This window comes from Pseudomonas sp. F-14 TE3623 (assembly GCF_053629015.1).
Genome location: NZ_JBRJHM010000001.1, coordinates 3,316,719 through 3,335,399 on the forward strand (window position 1 = coordinate 3,316,719; position 18,681 = coordinate 3,335,399).

Annotated in this window: 20 protein-coding genes and 1 pseudogene; 9 read left to right on the plus strand and 12 right to left on the minus strand. The window is 56.5% G+C overall.

The window, feature by feature from the left end; genetic code table 11:
• Positions 1 to 174: 174 nt before the first annotated feature.
• A pseudogene (locus tag AB7M29_RS15490) lies at positions 175 to 1,188 on the minus strand (IS1182 family transposase); the annotation flags it as partial.
• A 346-nt stretch (positions 1,189 to 1,534) separates the two neighbouring features.
• Complete coding sequence (locus AB7M29_RS15495) at positions 1,535 to 1,918, minus strand: tautomerase family protein (RefSeq protein WP_138867792.1); 384 nt, start codon at positions 1,916 to 1,918, stop codon at positions 1,535 to 1,537.
• Between the two features lie 149 nt (positions 1,919 to 2,067).
• On the opposite strand from AB7M29_RS15495, the gene AB7M29_RS15500 reads away from it, so the two are divergent.
• The 6 genes from AB7M29_RS15500 (at position 2,068) to AB7M29_RS15525 (ending at position 7,105) form a co-directional block, all read left to right on the plus strand.
• Positions 2,068 to 3,273, plus strand: coding sequence for an outer membrane protein transport protein (locus tag AB7M29_RS15500; protein WP_454247223.1), 1,206 nt, complete (start codon positions 2,068 to 2,070; stop codon positions 3,271 to 3,273).
• Between the two features lie 238 nt (positions 3,274 to 3,511).
• A complete protein-coding gene (locus AB7M29_RS15505) occupies positions 3,512 to 4,087 on the plus strand; it encodes a TetR/AcrR family transcriptional regulator (protein WP_454247224.1) in 576 nt (191 codons plus the stop codon).
• Positions 4,088 to 4,485: 398 nt separating this feature from the next.
• Positions 4,486 to 5,040 carry an OsmC family protein gene (locus AB7M29_RS15510; RefSeq protein WP_454247225.1) on the plus strand — a complete coding sequence of 185 codons (555 nt, stop codon included), beginning with the start codon at positions 4,486 to 4,488 and terminating at the stop codon, positions 5,038 to 5,040.
• A gap of 78 nt (positions 5,041 to 5,118) precedes the next feature.
• Positions 5,119 to 5,892 carry an SDR family NAD(P)-dependent oxidoreductase gene (locus AB7M29_RS15515; protein ID WP_050682929.1) on the plus strand — a complete coding sequence of 258 codons (774 nt, stop codon included), beginning with the start codon at positions 5,119 to 5,121 and terminating at the stop codon, positions 5,890 to 5,892.
• A 121-nt stretch (positions 5,893 to 6,013) separates the two neighbouring features.
• Positions 6,014 to 6,712 carry a DsbA family oxidoreductase gene (locus AB7M29_RS15520; RefSeq protein WP_217854503.1) on the plus strand — a complete coding sequence of 233 codons (699 nt, stop codon included), beginning with the start codon at positions 6,014 to 6,016 and terminating at the stop codon, positions 6,710 to 6,712.
• Positions 6,713 to 6,775: 63 nt separating this feature from the next.
• Positions 6,776 to 7,105 (plus strand): thioredoxin family protein, encoded by a 330-nt coding sequence (locus tag AB7M29_RS15525; protein WP_217854504.1) that lies wholly within the window; start codon positions 6,776 to 6,778, stop codon positions 7,103 to 7,105.
• A 41-nt stretch (positions 7,106 to 7,146) separates the two neighbouring features.
• Here AB7M29_RS15525 and AB7M29_RS15530 read toward each other — a convergent pair whose 3' ends face one another.
• From AB7M29_RS15530 to AB7M29_RS15555, 6 genes are all read right to left on the minus strand, one after another.
• Positions 7,147 to 8,259 (minus strand): alkene reductase, encoded by a 1,113-nt coding sequence (locus AB7M29_RS15530; RefSeq protein ID WP_454247226.1) that lies wholly within the window; start codon positions 8,257 to 8,259, stop codon positions 7,147 to 7,149.
• A 44-nt stretch (positions 8,260 to 8,303) separates the two neighbouring features.
• A complete protein-coding gene (locus AB7M29_RS15535) occupies positions 8,304 to 8,636 on the minus strand; it encodes a carboxymuconolactone decarboxylase family protein (protein ID WP_123721201.1) in 333 nt (110 codons plus the stop codon).
• A 785-nt stretch (positions 8,637 to 9,421) separates the two neighbouring features.
• Positions 9,422 to 10,189 (minus strand): phosphonate ABC transporter, permease protein PhnE, encoded by a 768-nt coding sequence (gene phnE, locus AB7M29_RS15540; RefSeq protein WP_217854506.1) that lies wholly within the window; start codon positions 10,187 to 10,189, stop codon positions 9,422 to 9,424.
• Positions 10,186 to 11,013, minus strand: a complete 828-nt coding sequence (locus AB7M29_RS15545) for a PhnE/PtxC family ABC transporter permease (RefSeq protein ID WP_217854507.1) — start codon at positions 11,011 to 11,013, stop codon at positions 10,186 to 10,188. Before AB7M29_RS15545 ends, phnE begins: the two co-directional genes overlap by 4 nt.
• The gene (locus AB7M29_RS15550) at positions 11,007 to 11,804 is read right to left on the minus strand and encodes a phosphonate ABC transporter ATP-binding protein (RefSeq protein ID WP_454247227.1); all 798 of its coding nucleotides are present in this window, start codon (positions 11,802 to 11,804) and stop codon (positions 11,007 to 11,009) included. Before AB7M29_RS15550 ends, AB7M29_RS15545 begins: the two co-directional genes overlap by 7 nt.
• Entirely contained in the window at positions 11,801 to 12,652 is an 852-nt protein-coding gene (locus tag AB7M29_RS15555) for a putative selenate ABC transporter substrate-binding protein (RefSeq protein WP_052963062.1), read from the minus strand. The genes AB7M29_RS15550 and AB7M29_RS15555 overlap by 4 nt, the downstream gene beginning before the upstream one ends.
• A gap of 386 nt (positions 12,653 to 13,038) precedes the next feature.
• On the opposite strand from AB7M29_RS15555, the gene AB7M29_RS15560 reads away from it, so the two are divergent.
• Positions 13,039 to 13,317, plus strand: coding sequence for a hypothetical protein (locus AB7M29_RS15560; RefSeq protein ID WP_217854509.1), 279 nt, complete (start codon positions 13,039 to 13,041; stop codon positions 13,315 to 13,317).
• A gap of 145 nt (positions 13,318 to 13,462) precedes the next feature.
• On the opposite strand, the gene AB7M29_RS15565 is transcribed toward AB7M29_RS15560, so the two are convergent.
• Entirely contained in the window at positions 13,463 to 13,675 is a 213-nt protein-coding gene (locus AB7M29_RS15565; RefSeq protein ID WP_052963077.1) for a hypothetical protein, read from the minus strand.
• Positions 13,676 to 14,000: 325 nt separating this feature from the next.
• On the opposite strand from AB7M29_RS15565, the gene AB7M29_RS15570 reads away from it, so the two are divergent.
• On the plus strand, positions 14,001 to 15,014 hold the full coding sequence (locus AB7M29_RS15570) for a GlxA family transcriptional regulator (protein ID WP_201060143.1): 1,014 nt from the start codon (positions 14,001 to 14,003) through the stop codon (positions 15,012 to 15,014).
• A gap of 108 nt (positions 15,015 to 15,122) precedes the next feature.
• Here AB7M29_RS15570 and AB7M29_RS15575 read toward each other — a convergent pair whose 3' ends face one another.
• A complete protein-coding gene (locus AB7M29_RS15575; RefSeq protein ID WP_038983873.1) occupies positions 15,123 to 15,503 on the minus strand; it encodes a RidA family protein in 381 nt (126 codons plus the stop codon).
• Positions 15,504 to 15,830: 327 nt separating this feature from the next.
• On the opposite strand from AB7M29_RS15575, the gene AB7M29_RS15580 reads away from it, so the two are divergent.
• Positions 15,831 to 16,235: an acyl-CoA thioesterase gene (locus AB7M29_RS15580; protein WP_217854511.1), complete on the plus strand. Its 405-nt coding sequence runs from the start codon at positions 15,831 to 15,833 to the stop codon at positions 16,233 to 16,235.
• A gap of 38 nt (positions 16,236 to 16,273) precedes the next feature.
• Here AB7M29_RS15580 and AB7M29_RS15585 read toward each other — a convergent pair whose 3' ends face one another.
• Together AB7M29_RS15585 and AB7M29_RS15590 are read right to left on the minus strand one after the other, a co-directional pair.
• On the minus strand, positions 16,274 to 17,311 hold the full coding sequence (locus AB7M29_RS15585) for an AraC family transcriptional regulator ligand-binding domain-containing protein (protein WP_454247228.1): 1,038 nt from the start codon (positions 17,309 to 17,311) through the stop codon (positions 16,274 to 16,276).
• Positions 17,312 to 17,320: 9 nt separating this feature from the next.
• Positions 17,321 to 18,235: a GGDEF domain-containing protein gene (locus tag AB7M29_RS15590; RefSeq protein ID WP_052963047.1), complete on the minus strand. Its 915-nt coding sequence runs from the start codon at positions 18,233 to 18,235 to the stop codon at positions 17,321 to 17,323.
• Positions 18,236 to 18,681: the final 446 nt, after the last annotated feature.

The following is an 18,681-nucleotide window of genomic DNA, read 5'->3' on the forward strand; positions in this document are numbered from 1 at the left end:
GCGACTGACCGCTTCTGGCCCAGAGTGTGTAAAAACGCTAGATCCCGTTTCGATCTTCAAGGCTGAGCGACTGTCCGGCTTAGTAGCCTGATCAAGGCACGATGTCCCTTCCTGATGAGCTAACCGCCCCAGCAACGCGCCAGATCATCGGGACACGTAAAAACAGGCCGGTTTTTAGGCTGTTGGCGCTTTCATCAAGTGATGGGTACCGATGATTTTCATGACCCGTTTCAAGTTGTAGGCGAGCACATTCAAGCTCATCTCCGTACTCACCCCGGCCAGCTTTCGCGTCAGGAAGTGCGTCGCACCCATCCATTGTTTGAGCGTCCCGAAGGGATGTTCAACTGTCCGTTTTCGGACTCGCATCATCTCTGGCGCTTTGCTCAGCCGAAGCTGCATCTCCTCCAATACGTCTTTATGTTCCCAGCATCGAACTCGTCGTTCCGTGCTCGGGGTGCATTGCGACTTCAACGCGCAATCCTGGCATTTCGAACTCCAGTAACGATGCAACTTCAGGCCTTTTTCAACGTAGGAATAGTGCCAGGTCAGCGCCTCTCCAGCCGGGCAAATGTATTCGTTTTTTGCCGCGTCATAGATGAAGGCATCGTTATTGAAACGCCCGTCAGCCTTGGCTCCAGAGGTCATCGGCTTGGGCACATAGGCGGTGATACCTGCATGGTGACAAGCCAGGATTTGTTCGCTTTTGAAGTAACCTCGGTCAGCCACTACCGACAACGTATCTGACGCCATCGCCTCGCGGGCTTGCTTGGCCATCGAGCTGAGTTGATCGCGGTCGGAACCGACGTTGGTCACCTCATACGCAACGATCAAATGGTGCTGCGTATCGACCGCTGTCTGCACGTTGTAGCCAACGATTCCCGTGCCGCGCGTCATCATGGAGCGGCTGTCTGGATCGGTCAGTGAGACCTGTTTGTCCGGCGATTCATTGAGCTGGATTTCGATCGCCTGAAGCTCCTTCATTTGAGTTTTGAGCTTGGCGATTTTCTCTTCCAGCCGTACGGCGCTGGGCTCGGAAGCTGTTGGTTCTTGCCGATCAGCAGCATCGAGTGCCGTCAGGTAACGGTTGATGCTCGATTCAATTTCTTCCATTCGCCGCTTCAGTTTGGCGCTGGTGAAATTGCGGTCGCGGTTGTTAACCGCTTTGAATTTGCTGCCATCGATGGCGACCGATGTTCACCTTGGATGAAGCGCTTCATGGGCGATCCTTGCGATGAAATCCTCAGAAATCATAGCAAGTGTTCGCGAAGACGTTTTTACACACTCTGGGCCGCTTTCTGCCTAATGCGATGGGCCGCTATGGGTCGTCCTTTGCCGGTGCTGTTTACTGAGCGTTGAAGTTCGATGCAAACGCTGGGTTAGTTAAATGCGAACGGGTGGTCAAGTCAGTGCAATTGATCATTAAGCGATGGCCTCAAAAAGGCGTGTTACCGGACGCTTACAATATTCATGACTGCCTGACGTTTAGGTTAAGGAGCCGCGGTACGCGGTCCCAGAGAGCGAAGCGAACGGCTTGTTATACGTTAACCCTGTAACTCAAGGTTGCCTCATCGCCTGTGATTCCTCGGAATCCCCAGCAATGACTTGGCTGCTCAAATATTGTGATTTCAACGTCAACCGGATTTATAGCCAAGTTTCGCTCAAAGGCTGTAAATATTTGCTTTATGAGCTTCTTTTTTGTTTCTTCCGTTCGCCCAGAAATCATGCTTATTTCGATTACTGTGTATTTTTCAGATCTACCGCCGGGGTAATAAAAATTAGTTTTATCTAGCGGGACGAAACGGTGAGCACGCTTGTCTTCGGGTAACCCAAGAACAGTAGTCATGCAATTATGTAGCACATCGGACATCTGTGCTTTTTTGGCATTTAAATTGTAGTCAATTCCATAGACGGTGATCATTGCGATTCCTTGCAAGCGTATAACTACTAATTAGATGACATGCCATGTCGCGATGGCGTGTCGTATAACGTTCCTTGTCGTCCTGTAAGTCCTTGTCTAGCTTAGAGGTGGTCGCGGTAAATGCGACATTGCTCAGGGAGAAACGCGACATGGATGACGGCAAGCCCTGCTGCCCTCTAGAGTCGAAAGCAGCATCCGTGACACTACTCATTTGCCATCACCATGTCCACCGTCCACTTTTGGCCGATAGCGGTCTGTCATCAGCAGCTCCTTTTACCATCAGGATTTCCGGGGCCGCGATCATTTCGGCGAGCGACGACATTAGTGATGCGCAGAGTAGTGCCGCAGGAACGAATAAGGGGGACTCGGTACCTTTGGCGGTCGTGCCCTTCGCCTATATGTCGACACCGCTTGATGATCGTCTTTCGATAGGTCTGGGTCTCTATGCTCCGAGTGGCCTGATCAATGATTACGAGGGCTCTTTTCAGGGCCGCTACCATGGCTCCTACAGCACGACCAAGGAAATAACCCTGCAGCCCACCATTGCCTATCGAATCAATGATTACGTGTCCATTGGTGGCGGACCGACCATAAACCGTTTCAATGCAAAGCTTCAGAATTACCTGGCCACCGGCGCCCTGAACAACGGCCAGGACACACTGGTTACCATCAAAGGCGATGACACGGCACTTGGTTACAATGTCGGCGTCTTGTTTGACTTGAGTGATGCGACCCGTTGGGGGATTAACTATCACTCGAAGGTGAGCTATGAACTCAAAGGGCATACTGAGGTTTCCGGCTCCCCGAGCGTTATCCCGCTGGACGGAAAGTATGACAACAAGTTAGACCTGACTATGCCCGAATCAGTGGATACGTCCATCACCCATCATTTCAATAGTCGCTGGACGGGTTACCTGGGGACCACTTGGAAACGTTGGAGCCGGATCCAGAAGGTCGAGGCAGTCAACAGCGGTCTTTCCCCCCTGGGTCAGGCGGCTGGCCTGGGACGTGTGACCGAAGAAATGAACTGGCGCGACACTTGGTCCACCGCAGTTGGCGCATCCTGGCAGTTGAACCAACAATGGCTGCTGCGCGCAGGCTACGCCTATGATCCGTCGCCCATCAGAAATGCCGATCGCAGCGTGCGCGTTCCGGTCGGGAATCGCCAGGCCGTGACTTTGGGCGGCGCTTACTCACCGAATTCCGATCTGACGATAGACTTTGCTTACGGTTATCTCTGGGATTCCAAAGCCTCAGTAAAGCAGTCGAACAACTCCGGTCTTCAACCGGAATACAGTGCCAACTACGAAAATAGTGCGCATGGAATTTCAGTGCAGGCAACCTATCGGTACTGATCGCTGGTGACGTTTCTGAAGCGGACAAGAGGCGTGTTTACCAGAACTTGGCGACGGATCTGGCTCGGATAGAAGATGCCTTCGCGACCTACCGTGCCACACCTCTGGCGGTGGATGAGCGAGCAGCGGGGGACAAGTATGAAGATGTAATGACTGCGGCGGTCGAGGACGCCTGAGCGCTGTCTTATGCAGATGTACTAATTTATGATGCTGCATTGATAAATTTGGATACGGCATCATGAGTACACGTTCCGACCTTCTGACCACCGCTGAACTATTGTTGCGTACAAAGGGCTATGCAGCTTTCAGTTACGCCGATCTCGCAGCTGACATCGGCATCAAGAAGGCGAGTATTCACCATCATTTCCCGACCAAGGAAGGTCTGGCAATTGCCATTGTTGAGAGCTACCTGTTCCGATACAAGAAGCAGCTGGAGGTTATCAATGATGAATATTCCGGCATTATTGAACGTCTCGATGCCTTCGCCCTGATGTTTGCGCAAAGCAGTGAGAACGGCATGTTGCCGCTCTGTGGCGCCTTGGCCGCGGAGTTACTGGCATTGCCGCAAAGCCTAAAGGAAATGACGCGGGACTTTTTCGAAATCCATCTCGACTGGCTTCAGGCCAATATCGCTCTAGGCCAAGCGGCAGGGGAGCTCAAAGCTGAGCTGGACGGCGTGAAGATCGCCAGAGTCATCCTGAATACGCTGGAAGGTGGCAGCTTTGTAGCCTGGGCATTGAACGACAAGTACGACCGTTCTTCTGGATTCGATTTCATTTTAGATGGACTTCGGGTGGCCGAACCGCGCCACTAATGCCCGATCCGCTTTTTTTGCTTTATGAGACGACCGATTCTGCCATCGCCAGCTCGGTCTGCTGTTCCTGCCAAGTAAGTAGCTCCATCCGCTTATCGCTCACCTCCTGAATTTTATTCCCGCGTACTGGACTGACGAGAGCCTATCTCGTCTCCCGGTTGTGCTGCGGATATCTGGCCATGCCTATGGCCTGAGGTGGAAAGGCTATAACCAATAAGATGGCAAGCCCTACATTTTAATAATGATGTCTGCGTATTCCAGACAGGCCGGGTCGCGGGTGCATTTGTTCGGCAGCTGGGGGATGGGTTTAAAGATCTCTTGAATGGCTGCCTACTAGTTGGTAGGGTTGTATCTCTTTCGGGCGGCCAAACGCCCTGTCCACAAAGAGGATTGAATAAATGAGCAACAACCTGAATGGTATCGACGTAGCCGCACTCCAGCAGTTTGCCCAAGGCGTTGCTGAGGATGTGACCAGGCGCAAGGCAAGTTTCAACGTCAAGACCCAATGGGAGTACCAGACTCGCTCAGTCGCGAAAGTCAGCCGTTACAGCTTGGCAGGTGAAACCTACTCACGCGATTTTGAAATCGTGGCCGATGAGCCAAATGAATTGCTGGGCCAGAACACCGCGCCTAACCCCCAGGAACTGTTGATGGCAGCACTCAATGCCTGCATGTCGGTCGGTTATGCCGCCAACGCCGCAATGATGGGTATCAAGATTCATAGCTTGGAAATCGAGACGGATGGCACCCTCGACTTGCGCGGTTTTCTGGGGATTGAAGAGAGTGTCAACCCGGGCTACGACGAGGTAAGTGTGGTTATTCGCCTGCACACCGATGCTTCCCGTGAGCGCGTTGAAGAGCTGCACAAAGTGGTGCTCAAGACGTCGGTCAACTACGCAAACTTCTCGAAAGCCATCCGTATGGTGCCCACCCTCGAAGTTCGTGAAGGCTGATTTCGACTCTCCACGCACCAGCAGGCGATGAGTCGTCTTGGTGCCAAGTTTTAAATCTTGATCAGAAGGACTGATGAAATGAGCGATTTCTTTAAAGGTCAGAAACTGTTAGTCGTCGGTGGTACCAGCGGAATGGGCTTGGAAACGGCCCGCATGGTTCTCAAGGCGGGCGGTAGCGTGGTGCTTACCGGAAGCAAGCAGGATAAGGCCGAGGCTGCACGCCGTGAATTGAGCCCGCTGGGTTCTGTGTCCGTGATCGTCGCCAACCTGATGACTGAAGAGGGCATGAATTCCGTTCGGCAGGAAATCAATACCCACCACAGCGATATCAGCCTGATGGTGAACTCTGCCGGGATTTTTGTTCCCAAGCCGTTCACTGAGCACGACGAAGCTGAGTACGACATGTACCTGTCGCTCAACCGGGCGACCTTTTTCATTACGCAAGCGGTGGTCAAGAACATGCTTGCCGCCAAGCGCGAAGGGGCGATAGTCAACGTCGGCTCCATTGGTGCACAGGCAGCATTGGCCGGTTCACCGGCATCGGCCTATTCCATGGCCAAAGCGGGGCTGCATGCATTGACCCGCAACCTGGCCATTGAATTGGCCCACTCCGGAATCCGGGTCAATGCAGTCTCGCCAGGGATCGTCCATACCTCGATCTACGAGGGTTTCATGGACAAAGAGGCGATCCCGGAGGCAATGAAGTCGCTTAACGCTTTCCACCCACTCGGGCGAGTCGGTGTTCCCGAAGATGTGGCTAATACCATCCTGTTCCTGCTTTCCGACAAGGCGTCCTGGGTGACCGGTGCTATCTGGGATGTGGACGCCGGTGTCATGGCGGTACGTGCCTGACCACATCAGCAAGCGCGACCTTATGAAAGTCCCCCGTTGGGGGGGCTTTCTGTCGTCACTCCAACTATTTGCTTGAAACGCCGGCAACTCGGTCTCTATTAATTTTGGTGCAGGATGAATTATGCAAACCCCTTCAAAAAAATATGCAGTGGATATCTGGTCTGATTTTGTCTGCCCCTGGTGCTGGATTGCCAAGCGCCGCTTCGAAAAAGCGCTGGAGCGTTTTCCTGAAAAAGACAGTGTGCAGGTCAATGTCAGGGCCTATCGTCTGGCGGCGAATCACGCGCCAGAGCCTATGGTTGCGGCTCTTAAGCGCAAGCTTGGAAACCCGGACTCCGCCGACGCGATGATGAGCACCGTCAGTAAATATGGCAAAGCCGATGAGCTGAATTACCGTTTTGACACCATGCTGTTTGGCGACACCGCTGATGCCCACGTATTGGTCAAGGCGGTTGAAGATCCGACAGCGAAGAAGCGGCTGGTAGAGGCGCTGTATGAGCAGAGTACGACCCATGGTAAGTCGCTGTTTGATCGCAGCAGCCTGAAGACCATTGCCAAGGCAGTAGGTGTATCGGATGAGTCAATTCAACTGGCGTGGTCATCCGTTGAATTGCGCGCAGAGATGGAGGAGGACGAACATATCGCCACGCAACTGGGTTCGGGTGTTCCTTTGTTTGTATTCGACAATGCCTTCTCATTATCCGGCGCTCAGCCTGAGGCCGCGTTTCTTGAAGCGCTGAACAAGCTGCAAACGAAGTCAAAGACTGAGGATGACGCGTTCATCGGCCAGATCTGCGGTATAGATGGCTGCAAGACTTGATCGGCAGAAGGTGTGCGGCACTGAGTAGTGCCGCTTTCCAGTAGCATAGAAAACGAGGCAAAAATGAGCCGTATCGTTGAGTTGAGTGCCCCACAGTTCGCCCGTTTTGTTGCCAAAGGCAGCAGCGTCGTGCTGTTTTCCGCGTCGTGGTGCAAGCCTTGTCAGGAGATGAAGCCGGTCTTTCATGCCTTGGAAGAAAAGCTCCACGCCTTGGCGGTTTTTGGAAAGATCGATGTGGCGGTGTCTCCGACGATCTCGCAGATGTACGGCATCCGTGCAGTGCCATCCTTGGCGGTGTTTCACGAGGGTCGGTTGCTCCGGGTCATGCCCGGATCCCGTTCAGTTGCAGCGCTGAAAAAAGCGGTTCTTGCGGAGTTGGAAGAGGCCGTGTAACCAGGCTCCTCTGTTCAGCATTGAACGCCACTTTCTGGATATCAGGCTTCGCCCGCGGCATATCCCGGATAGTCGGTATAGCCCTTGGCAATCGTTTCGCTCACCCCGTAGTAGGTCGCGCGATCACCCTCAGCCAATGGCCAGCCGTACTGCATGCGTTCCGCCAGATCGGGGTTGGCGATATAGGCGGTGCCGAAGGCGATCAAATCGAGCTCGCCCTTAGCAAGTTCCGATTCAGCGAGCGCTTGGGTAAACCCGCCGGCCGCCATCAACGTACCTTTGTAGGCTTCACGGAACGCTGCACCGAAACCAGGCGGCGTCTGGGCAGCGAGGATGGTCGGTTGATAGTTCAGGTGAACGTACGCCAGCTCACGTTCGTTGAGCGCTGCCGCCATGCTCATCCAGGTTTCTTCTTCGCCTTCGTACACACCAAAGTCATAAAGGCGGCCAAATGGCGAAAAGCGCACGGCAACGTTCGAACTGCCGATTTCATCAGCAATCGCGTCAATGGTTTCGAGCAGGAAACGCTGGCGATTGGCGATTGAGCCACCGTACTGGTCAGTGCGGGTGTTCAGGGTGCTGCTGAGGAACTGGTCGAACAGAAAGCCGTTGGCCGCCATGATTTCGATGCCGTCAAAACCTGCTTCCATCGCCAGCCGCGCAGACTTCACAAAGTCGGCGGTGACGCGTTTTACTTCGTTCGTCTCCAACGCACGTGGCACGCTGGGTGGCACGTGGCCGGACTTGCCCGGTTCGATCCATGCGTAAACCGTGGTGTCGACCGCCGACTGCGTACCTGAAGAAACCGGGACCGCGTTATCCGGGTGTACCGATACATGGGACATACGGCCGACGTGCCACAACTGCGCGAAAATCTTCCCACCCTTGGCATGCACGGCATCGGTGACCTGACGCCAGCCTGGCAAATGTTCATTGGCGTAAATACCCGGGGTGTACAGATAGCCGCGGGCTTCTTCGGAAATCGGCAGACCTTCGGTGATGATCAGGCCGGCGGTTGCGCGCTGAGCGTAATACAGCGCGGTGAATTCATCAGGGATGTTTTCCAGGGTTCGAGTGCGGGTCATCGGAGCCATGACAACACGGTTGGCCAATGCGGTACCGGACAGATCGTAAGGGGTGAACAACTTATTCATGATTAAACTCGACGTCGTTGACAGGTTGAAAGCCAGCGTTTGATTTATGACTTATCGAATGCGTCCAGCACGTGTGTGCTGTAGACCAGCGCGGCGCCGGCGTTCATGTTGATGGCTACGCCAAGCGCTTCACCGATTTCCTCGCTGGTAACACCGACTTTCTTCGCTTCGGCGGCGTGGAAGGCGATGCAACCGTCGCAGCGAGTGGTCACGGCCACGGCCAGGGAAATCAATTCGCGGGTCTTTGCGTCTAGATGATTGGTCTTGGCGCCTGCGGCGCCGAGTGACGCCATGCCTTTCATTGTTTCCGGAGAAAGGCCGTTAAGCTCTACCAGACGAGTGTTGATGTCTTTACGAGTTTGCTTCCAGTCTTGCATGGGATTCTCACAGGGATATGGATGGTGGTGGTTACAGTGATGTTTGAAACTCGATAACAAGCTACCATCCAGTTGGTAGGCTAACAATGAGTTCGTGTTGATTGTTACTATCAACACAATCGAAGAAAGGGGGCGGCCTTGTCTTTGGCAGCAGAACGCGGCCAATACCGCGCCGTCGACAGGCGACAAGGCTGCAGCGGCTAGGTCTGCTAGCCTTGAGGGCTTTGGGGGCTATAGAAGGGCTGATAAAGTTGCAAGGTGGGAAAGGGCTGAGCAAAGCTGTGCTGTCTGAGCTGGAACGATATGCTGCCTCCCAGGGTGCGCTTCGGTTGCACTTGTTAACTCAAAGCGCTACTGGATTTTTTACAACCACTGGGTATGAAATTTTCGATAGGGATGAAGCGCCGCTCGCTATTCGTCAAACCGCCCAGTTCAAGCATTTGTGTCCTGCGTCGGCAACCTATTTACGAAAGTCGTTAGGCACCTCGGTGGTTTCGGAGTAACCCGTTCAGGGAAATGACTTCGTCCCCTTTACCACGGCATCAAACCAAGATTTCCGCGAGAGCGGAGCCTATGTGTGTTCCGAATGGAATTGCGCACAAAGGTGCAGTACCTTGTATTTGTAGCATCCTCGTGTCCCAGTCCTGTCCAGGTTGAGAGGTGGCCTTCATGAACAACATCATCTACATCGTTGGAGTAGTTGTGATCGTCGTGGTTATTCTGTCGTTCCTCGGGTTTGCATAGCTTCGAAGACCCACTGAGCGATTGCCCGGCACCGAAAGCAGTCAAGCTTTGACCCAGCGTTGACGGCTCCAGCTACTCAATGTATCGACGGCGAGTACCAGTAACAGCATGGCCAGAATAACCGTGCTGGCTTGCGCTTCCTGGAACAGGCTGAGGCTGACATAGAGCATTTGCCCCAAACCACCGGCGCCGACGAAGCCGAGCACACTGGCCATGCGGATATTGTTTTCCCAGCGATACAGGATGTAGGCCAGTAGCTGTGGCAACAGGTTGGGCAGGGTGCCGTAACAGAAAGCCGATACGGCGTTGCCGCCTTGCAGGCGGATGGCTTCGGCCGGCTCTGGTGGGGTGTTTTCCAGCGCTTCGGCGAACAACCGACCAAGTACGCCGGTGGTGTGCAGGGCTAATGCCAGGGTGCCGGCATTGGGGCCGAGACCGGCAGCAAGGACCATTAGCGCAGCCCACACCAGTTCCGGAACCGCGCGCAAGGCGTTGAGCGCCAGGCGCGACGCACTCTGCAATGGCCAGCCGAAGCGCCCGGCCGCAGGCAATGCCAATAACAGACCGAATACCGCCGCGAGCAGGGTGCCCAGGGCCGACATGGCAATGGTTTCCAAGGCGCCGTGGCCGATGGCTTGCAGATGGCCCGAACTCAGGTCCGGGCTGAGAAAACGCTGCGCATAAGCGCCCATCTGCTTCAGGTTGCCGGTGCCGCCGAGCTCGCCGAGGTCGATGCCCAGGTAGATGAACGAGGCGATCACCGCTGCGCCGATGCAGAGCAGCAGTGCCAGGTTGATCAGGCGATTCATGCCAGCCTCCAGCGCAACAGGCGGCTGAGTTGATCGGCGAGCAGTACCAGCACGAGAAACGTCAGTAACAAACTGGCCACTTCACCACCGGCGAACATGCGCAACGACAGATCCATTTGCTGGCCCAGACCGCCGGCACCAACAAAGCCCATCACCACCGAGGCGCGGATGGCGCATTCCCAGCGGTACACCGTGTACGACAGCAGCTCCGCCGCGACATTGGGCAGAATCCCGTAGAAAAAGGCTGCGAGCCGACCGCTGCCCGATTGCAGTAGCGCGTGGGCAGGGCGCTGGTCGACCGACTCGAAAATTTCCGCGTAAACCTTACCCAACATGCCGCTGTAGGTAATGGCAATGGCCAGCACCCCGGCCGTCGGGCCGAGGCCGACGGCGCGCACGAACAATAGAGCCCAGACGATTTCCGGCACGCTGCGCAGGAAGATCAGTAAACCGCGTACCGGCCAGCGCAGCAGTTGGCCCCAATAGCTCGGGTGGCCGGCACGGGAAGCAGCAGACAGCGACAGAGCACGGCTGGCCAGCAGGCTGGCGGGTACTGCCAACAGCAACGCCAGGGCCATGCCGGCCGTGGCGATGGCCAGGGTCTGCAGGGTGGCTTGCAACAGCAGTTCAATGAACGCCTCGCCATGGGCCGGTGGCCAGAAGGCGGATACAAACCGGCCTATCTCGCTCTGACTGTCACTCGCCACCAGCACGCTGAGGTCCAACTCGCTGAAGTGGATGCCCGGCCACAGCAAGGCAAGGGCCAGCAAGGTGAGCAGCAGGCGGGGCCGGGTGGCCGGATCTCGGGTATCACGGGTCAGCATCGGGGAATCTGCACACTCAAGGGCGCCGGAGCAATCGGTGGGGACAGCAATTGTTCGTTGGCGTAGAGCTTGTCGAGCAACTCACGGTCGACTTCGCTGGCCGGAAGGTCGAACAGGATCTGTCCGTCACGCAAGCCGATGATGCGCGAAAAGTGCGCCAGGGCCAGCTCCACCGCATGCAGGCTGGCGACCAGGGTGACGTTGTGCTGCCGGGCATGGCTACAGAGCACCGAAAGCGTGTGTTGGGCCAACACGGGGTCCATGGCCGATACCGGCTCATCGGCCAGCAACACCTCGGGCGCTTGGTACAACACGCGGGCAATGCCCACGCGCTGCAACTGTCCACCGGACAGTTGCTGGCATTGCGCGAACAACTTGTCACTCAGGTCCAGTCTGGCCAATGCCGCGCGTGCGCCCGGAATATCCAGTGGATGCACCAGGTTCAACAGGCTCCTGCCCAAACCCCACTGACCCAGCTTTCCGGCCAGAACCGCAGTAATCACGCGCTGGCGCGGTGGCAGGGGAGGCGACTGATGGATCAGGCCGATGCGAGCGCGCAGACGTTGACGCTGACGGGCAGAAAGCTGCCAGGCTCGCTCGCCGAGCACCTGCAGCTCGCCGTTGCCCGGTCGCAGGGCGGTGGCCAGCAGGTTGAGTAGACTCGACTTACCCGCGCCGGACGGGCCAATGATGGCGACCTGTTCGCTGGCGCCAATGTGCAGGTCCACGCCACGCAGCGCTTGAACGCCGTTGGCGTGGGTAAGGCTGACCTGGGTCAGACGCAATGTCATTTGAGCAGTTCGGCGGCGAGGGCGGCTTCCTCGATGCCCTTGTAGTTCTCAGGCTTGGTTTCGATGAATCGGCTGGCGGCCTGCAGATCCAGAATCTCCTTGTCCGCAGGCTTCGCCGGATCGAGCGCCAGGAAGGCTGCCTTTATCTTGGCCGCCAGCGCTGGGTCGAGGGTCCCGCGCACCGTCCAGTTGTAGTCGAAGTAGGCCGGGGTAGTCGCAAACACTTTGACCTTGGTGGTGTCGACTTTGCCGGCTGCGACCAGTTTTTCCCACACACTGGCGTTCAGTACGCCGGCGTCGACCTTGCCGGCCTGGACCCAGGCGACAGTGGCGTCATGGGCGCCGGAGTAGCCTACGCGACTGAAGTAGGTTTCAGGCTTGATGCCGTCCTTGAGCATAAAGTAGCGCGGCATAAGACTGCCCGACGTGGAGGACACCGAGCCGAATGCAAAGGTCTTGCCCTTGAGATCGGCGAGGGACTTGACGGCAGGGTCGGCGGTGATGAATTTGCTAGTGAATTGGGCGTCCTGTTCGCGCTGTACCAGCGGAATGGCATTGCCGGTTTTCAGGCGTGCCTGCACGAACGTGAAGCCGCCCAGCCAGGCCAGGTCGATGCGGTCGGTGGCCAGCGCTTCGACCACGGCTGGATAGTCACTCACCGGCACAAACTCGACTTTCATGCCCAACTGTTGTTCCAGATAGGCGCCAAGCGGCTTGAACTTGCGGAGCAGTTCGGTCGGGGCTTCATCGGGAATTGCGCTGACTTTCAGCGTATCGGCGGCCTGCGCCAACAGGGTGCAAAATGACAGGGTCAAGCCGATGGCCAATGCCAGGGTACGCTTGAGCATGGAAGATCTCCGGTGTATTAACGAAAGAATGTCGAGGCGCCTGGCACAAGTGGATCCAGCCTGGTGCTTTGTGAGGGTAGACGAAATGGAGCGAAATTGACTGCTTTTGGTTGAAGAGCGCAGATCGAAAAGGCTCCCTTCTGCTCAGCCAATTGAATCAAGCCATCGCAAAACAATCAGCACCCGTTTTTTCGGCTGTTCAAGTGGGCCAGATTCATCCACCACATTCAAGCCAGCGCCTGGAATCAGGTCAGTGGTTCGAAAAAATTACCGAATTGCCATGTGCGGCTATAGTCATTTACCGAGGCCCTATGAAGGGTTCATACCCACCTCGGCAAGCGCCCCCATTGACCGGCAGCACCGAGCCCATGCGCAAGGAGATACCCATGAAGCATTCTGCGATTGCTGGATTGTTCGTCACGGCCGCAATGTTAGCCTCACCGGTGTTTGCTGCAGACAAAGATCTTTGTACGTCAAACATACAACAAATCAAACAAGTGCTGGACAGTGAGCCGACGACATCAGAGAACGCCAAGGACAACATCAAAGCCTCGCTGAAACGTGCAGAAGATGCGCAGAAAGCTGGCGATGACAAGGCGTGCATCAGTGAAACAACCAAGACGCTGGAAAAAATCCAGACCCGAAATCCTGCCGACAAGGGCTGACGGGCCTTTGGGTTGGTTTGATGACCCGCGTTGGCGTACACGACACCGGCTTGCTGCTCGAGTTGATTCAAAGAGCAGTGAGTTCGGGGCCGTTCAGAATTCGATGCCAGTTGCGAAAATCGCGCCGCGGCCCTCCAGCGCGTTGCTAGTTACCGTCCGCCACTTTACGTTCTATCTCCGCTATTTTTCGCCTGAGCTCTTCAGCCTCCCGCTCCTGGTTTCGCGCTTCCTCCAGACTTTCGGCGTCACTGTCGCTGTCCTCAAGTTCTCTTTCGACCACATCGTCGGGTTTGCCAGATGTATCGGTAGGCGGGGTCGCTTCTGCTTTGTCGTCATTAACACGGTCATCATTGTTCATGTCGCTCACCTCCATTGGCCTACACATTGGATTCAGCGGTATGGAAGGAGTTCGGGTTTTTCAGCCTTTATGACACGATTCAATGGTTCCGTTTTCAGTGACGTCTCTCCCTTGCCTCAATGGCATGTCGCAAACGCTTCCTCGCGTGTCGTCCCGGGCCAACCGCGCGCTACAACACGATTTTCGTCGATGATAAAGACCCACTTCGTCACGGCTTTCAACTGGCCTGATCGGTCGCATAATGGTGCTAGTTTGAGCTTCTGCAGGTAGCATGACGCTGCGCATCAAATGACAGATTGGCTAACGTAACCGAGTGGGTCGAACATTGATCGAACGACGTCAATTCAGCGGAGGCATGAAAGGAAAAAACCTCCGCTATCTGAATGAAAACACTGGCGAGCCTGCTCGAATGACTCGGGCGGGCTTTTTGCTGCTCGAGCATTTCTCGCTGCCTGCGTTCACGCAAGCGCTGGACACGATTGTCACCGCAAATCTTTTGCGCCCCGGGTTGTTCTCTTCCCGAACGTTCGGTTTGAATGAGGGGGAGGTCGTCAGCGATCTGGGCCTGGTCATTCGTCCGGATGCGCGTATCGACTCTTCAGCCATTCACGACCTGGACCTGCTGGTTATTTGCGGCGGCTACAGGACAGAACTGAAGGCGACTGATGAGCTCATCAGCCTGTTGCGAGCGGCGGCAGACCAAGGTGTCATTCTGGCCGGGTTGTGGAACGGTGCATGGTTCCTGGGCAGCGCAGGCTTGCTCGATGGATACCGTTGCGCCATTCACCCCGAACATCGTCCCGCACTTGCAGAAATCTCCAAGGCGACGCATGTCACCAGTGAGCCCTATGTCATCGATCGGGACCGGCTCACCGCGTCCAGTCCCTCTGGCGCATTTCATATGGCGTTGGACTGGATCAAAGAACTGCACGATAAAGCCCTGGTCGAGGGTATCGAGGACATTCTTGCTTTCGAGGAGTCTCGTTATCGACGCATCAAACCGGCTGAAAATATCTGTGTGAGCGCGCCGTTGCGAGAGGTGGTCAAGCTGATGGATGCCAACCTCGAAGAACCGCTGGAGTTGGAGCAACTGGCCGTCTACGCCGGCCGTTCCCGGCGACAACTCGAACGCTTGTTCAAGGAGCAGCTCGGGACAACGCCGCAGCGATATTACATGGAGCTGCGCATTACCGAAGCGCGTCGACTCCTTCAGCACACAGAGTTGTCACAGGTAGACGTGCTGGTTGCCTGCGGCTTTGTGTCGCCCAGTCATTTCAGCAAGTGCTATAGCTCGTACTTCGGCTACAGGCCTTCCAAGGAAAAACGGCTGGTCAAATAGCCGCTTTTTGAGTCCCGACGAAGATCTCCCGACGGTGCAAATCTGCCGTCGGGAACGACCCGGTGACGGCCGCTCGCTGGAGCAGTGCCACCGGACAAGTCCGCGAATTCAGCCCTTGGCCGCCATCGCGGTGACTTCCACACGCATACCTTCGACGGCCAGAGAGGCCACGCCAACGGCGGCGCGAACCGGCCAGGGCTTGGCGAAGAAGCGCTTGTAGACTTCGTTGAAAGCGGCGCGGTCGGCCATGTCAGTGAGGTATATGGTCAGATGCAGCACCCGATCCATGGAACTGCCGGCAAGCTCCAACGCCACCTTGAGCGCTTGCAGGGTGCACTCGCTCTGCTCGGCGATGCCACCCAGCTCCAGACTGCCGTCGGCACGGGTGGGGATCTGGGTGGAGACCAACAGGCCGCCGAAACCGGCGACGTCGGAGGAGATGGATTCCGGGTCTGGGTCGGGGAGAAAGGTGATGTCGTGGTTTGCCATGGGGGATCTCTTGAGGTGGTGAAGGGCGGTTGCGTATGGGACGGCTGGCCTGACATCGTCAGCGGGCTCAGTCCCGAGGTATTCAATTGAGGCAATGCGTTCTGAAGGGCCAGTTTACAGCGTCATCGTCGTGCCGTTCGTGCATCAGCTCGAAAACACGGAAGGGCGCTCCATGTGGCGCGGGATGGAGAGACTGTCAGCTGCTCCATGCTTCGCGCAATCCGTAATCCGATGACATGGACCTCGTTTCCGAACTGCAATAATCAAATAAAAAACCAAGGACTCGGATAACTTCCGGCATCTGATAACTACAGGGAAAATAGATCAATGCCTCATGCGGTTTTTGTCAGCAGAACCATTCTGTTTGGAGATTGTGATCCGGCGGGAGTGGTGTACACCCCGCGATTTTCATATTTTGCAGTGGAAGCTATTTATGGAGCGCTTGATAAGTGGTTGGGAGCGCCCGGGCTTAGAACGCTGATGGGTTTTGATGTGTTGCCACCTGTACGCGCCATGTCATTGGAGTTACTGACTCCCCTGACTTGGGATGATGAGTTGAACATCAAGGTTAGCGTCGCCAAGTTAGGGGTTCACTCCTTCACGTTTTTGGTTGAAGGATTTGTCAGCAACGAGACATTATCGTTTGTCGCGAATATCACTCATGTTTGTGTCTCGCCTGAAACCAAAGACATTGTTGCCATTCCAGCACCGCTGAGAGCGCTTCTTTCATAATTCGCAGGCTCGACAGCTCCTACGGGTCGCATGACTCTTCAGCCGGTATTGAACAACTGACGGATCAGGTTGGGCGTACTGCCAGTCCAGCGTTTGAACGAGCGGCGGAAGTTTGCCGCATCGTTGAAACTCAGGTACTCGGCCACTGCTTCATTGCTGAACCCCTTGATCTGGTACAGGTACAGGGCCACGTGCTTGCGCACCAGGTCCACCTGTTGCTGGAAACCGGTGTCGTGTTTTTGCAGTTTGCGCTTGAGGGTGGCGGGGCTCATGGCGAAGGCCTGGGCGGCTTGTTCCAGGCTTGGGGTGTGGCGCACGTGGCGCTGTAAATAGCGGTACATACAGTCGAGAAAACTCGACGTGCAGCCCAACTGTTGCAGTTGCCCCTGAGCTTCCTGACGGGCGACCTGGCCAGCAATGGCCGACGCATCGGGCCATCGCTGGGCGAGAAATTCCCGGGGGATGCGCATCAGGTCCAGAGGCCGGTTGAATTGAGTGTGCTCGCCCAAATGCACCCAATACTGCTCGACATAACGGGGCTCGGCATGGCTGAAGCTGCATTCCCACGGCAGACGCTGGCCGCTCAGCGCGCGACTCATGGCTACCAGCGAGGTCATGCTCGCTTCCAGCAGAAAACGCCATTGCTCGCCGGCCCCGCAACTGTCCAGCCAATAGAGATAGGCGTGTTTTTCATCCAGCACCAATCGCGGCGTCATTAACGGGCTGAGCAGCGCCTGTTGCTGCACCAGGGTGTCGAGTGCCTGGTGCAGATTTTGTGCATGGCGCAGGGCGTGGCTGGCGGCGCCGTAGTGTCCGGGCAGCAGGCGCTGACCGAACAGAAAACTGCTGTCGTCGGCATCCAGCAGACGTCGGCTGTTGCCGATCAGCGCGAAAAACTGCAGGGGGCTGAGGCGGGTCTGGCCAGCCAGAATGTCTTCATGAAACAGCCCCGTGCCGCGCAGCAGACGATGACTGTCGATGTCCCGGGACAGCGCCAGATCGATCAGGGTTGCCGGCTGATAATGCCCGGGAATGAAACGGCTGTCGGTTTCGTACCACGTGGTTTTCAGGGTCATGGCCGGGCCTCAGGCCGTTCTGGCCAGAGGCTGCTTGGCCCGGGCCAGCGCCAGGTTAAGGCGCTTGAGCAGGGCGTCCGGCGACTCGTTCAGCGCCATCACCACCGCCGTGCTCGCCGACAGTTGCAAGCGTTCGCCGTGCTGTCGGGTTTTGTGCGCCAGGCCCTGAACCGCCTGTTGCAGTTCCAGCGCCAGCAGCCGTGCCTGGCTCTCGCCGGTGTTGGGCAGCAGCACCACGAAACGATCGCCGGCCAGTCGGCAGAGCAAGTCCTGGCGCCGCAGATTGAGCAACAGCAAATGACTGAGCGCTTGCAGCACGGCGTCGCCTTCGGCATGCCCGAAAGCCTGATTGATGGCCGAGAAGTTGTCCAGGTCCAGCGCCAACAACGACAGCGGCTGTTGTTGGCCGTGGCTTTCCTCAAGGCTGCCGGCCAGTTGCCGCTTGAGGTAATCGGCGCCGCCCAAGGGCGTGAGTTTGTCGAACAACCGATGTTCGCGGAACAGCCGCTCGCGTTTCTCCATCTGCGCGCTGATTGCCAGTTGTTCGCGGTGCCAGTGATAGATGCCGATGGTCAGCAGGATCATGCCGACCGGCATCGGCCCGGACTCAAGCCAGTGATCCCAGGTGATGCTGTCGGGCAGGCGGATGAACTCGTCGAGACTGTCGATCCACCAGGAAAAAAAGATCCCGCTCAAACCCAGCGCCAGGTAATTGGTGACGCGGCCGGCCGGCCGACTCTTGAGCACCAACCCCAGCCAGACCAACGCCAGCAGCGCCGATCCACCTTCACCGACGATGTCCAGCCAGACCCATTCGCTGACCGGTTTCACCTCGCCGCAGGCCAGATGCAGAAGCAACCCCAGGTTGGCGGCCAACAGCAGCAGGGCGAGTTTCCAACGGTGGGGTTTGAGCACTGAGAACATGGCCGTGATCCTTTGGCGAAGAAGCAATGCGCGCCAGCACAGCAGATGTTTGTGACAGTCGGGTGACTGGGGTGTGAGGGAGGGGTGAGGTCGAATCAGCTCATGGTGCAGCAAAGTTTTCTGGCTGGCGCAGAACCTGTGGGAGCGGGCTTGCTCGCGAAAGCGGTGTGTCAGTCGACATCAATGTTGATTGTGCCGCCGTCTTCGCGAGCAAGCCCGCTCCCACATGGATTGCGCTTAGCTGACTGACAGTTGGGCAAGCCTCCTCACCACAGAAGCATTGTCAGCCAAAACAAGTCATTTCAGCTCACTTCCCTCCCCGAAACCCCACAAACCCCCCGGTTTACCGCACCTCCCGCCAACCCCTGTCACAGAACCGTCATTCCCCGGCCCTAGCGTGCCCTCCCAGTTGCCGGGCCTCTTGCCTGGCGTTAACGGACTCTTGG

Coding starts and splice junctions, on each gene's coding strand:
- AB7M29_RS15505 (WP_454247224.1), top strand. CDS start 3,512: ATGAGTACACGTTCCGACCTTCTGACCACCGCTGAACTATTGTTGCGT.
- AB7M29_RS15555 (WP_052963062.1), bottom strand. CDS start 12,652: ATGCTCAAGCGTACCCTGGCATTGGCCATCGGCTTGACCCTGTCATTT.
- AB7M29_RS15590 (WP_052963047.1), bottom strand. CDS start 18,235: ATGTTCTCAGTGCTCAAACCCCACCGTTGGAAACTCGCCCTGCTGCTG.
- AB7M29_RS15560 (WP_217854509.1), top strand. CDS start 13,039: ATGAAGCATTCTGCGATTGCTGGATTGTTCGTCACGGCCGCAATGTTA.
- AB7M29_RS15545 (WP_217854507.1), bottom strand. CDS start 11,013: ATGCTGACCCGTGATACCCGAGATCCGGCCACCCGGCCCCGCCTGCTG.
- AB7M29_RS15535 (WP_123721201.1), bottom strand. CDS start 8,636: ATGCAAGACTGGAAGCAAACTCGTAAAGACATCAACACTCGTCTGGTA.
- AB7M29_RS15520 (WP_217854503.1), top strand. CDS start 6,014: ATGCAAACCCCTTCAAAAAAATATGCAGTGGATATCTGGTCTGATTTT.
- AB7M29_RS15525 (WP_217854504.1), top strand. CDS start 6,776: ATGAGCCGTATCGTTGAGTTGAGTGCCCCACAGTTCGCCCGTTTTGTT.
- AB7M29_RS15565 (WP_052963077.1), bottom strand. CDS start 13,675: ATGAACAATGATGACCGTGTTAATGACGACAAAGCAGAAGCGACCCCG.
- AB7M29_RS15580 (WP_217854511.1), top strand. CDS start 15,831: ATGCCTCATGCGGTTTTTGTCAGCAGAACCATTCTGTTTGGAGATTGT.
- AB7M29_RS15530 (WP_454247226.1), bottom strand. CDS start 8,259: ATGAATAAGTTGTTCACCCCTTACGATCTGTCCGGTACCGCATTGGCC.
- AB7M29_RS15510 (WP_454247225.1), top strand. CDS start 4,486: ATGAGCAACAACCTGAATGGTATCGACGTAGCCGCACTCCAGCAGTTT.
- AB7M29_RS15500 (WP_454247223.1), top strand. CDS start 2,068: ATGGATGACGGCAAGCCCTGCTGCCCTCTAGAGTCGAAAGCAGCATCC.
- phnE (WP_217854506.1), bottom strand. CDS start 10,189: ATGAATCGCCTGATCAACCTGGCACTGCTGCTCTGCATCGGCGCAGCG.
- AB7M29_RS15585 (WP_454247228.1), bottom strand. CDS start 17,311: ATGACCCTGAAAACCACGTGGTACGAAACCGACAGCCGTTTCATTCCC.
- AB7M29_RS15550 (WP_454247227.1), bottom strand. CDS start 11,804: ATGACATTGCGTCTGACCCAGGTCAGCCTTACCCACGCCAACGGCGTT.
- AB7M29_RS15515 (WP_050682929.1), top strand. CDS start 5,119: ATGAGCGATTTCTTTAAAGGTCAGAAACTGTTAGTCGTCGGTGGTACC.
- AB7M29_RS15575 (WP_038983873.1), bottom strand. CDS start 15,503: ATGGCAAACCACGACATCACCTTTCTCCCCGACCCAGACCCGGAATCC.
- AB7M29_RS15495 (WP_138867792.1), bottom strand. CDS start 1,918: ATGATCACCGTCTATGGAATTGACTACAATTTAAATGCCAAAAAAGCA.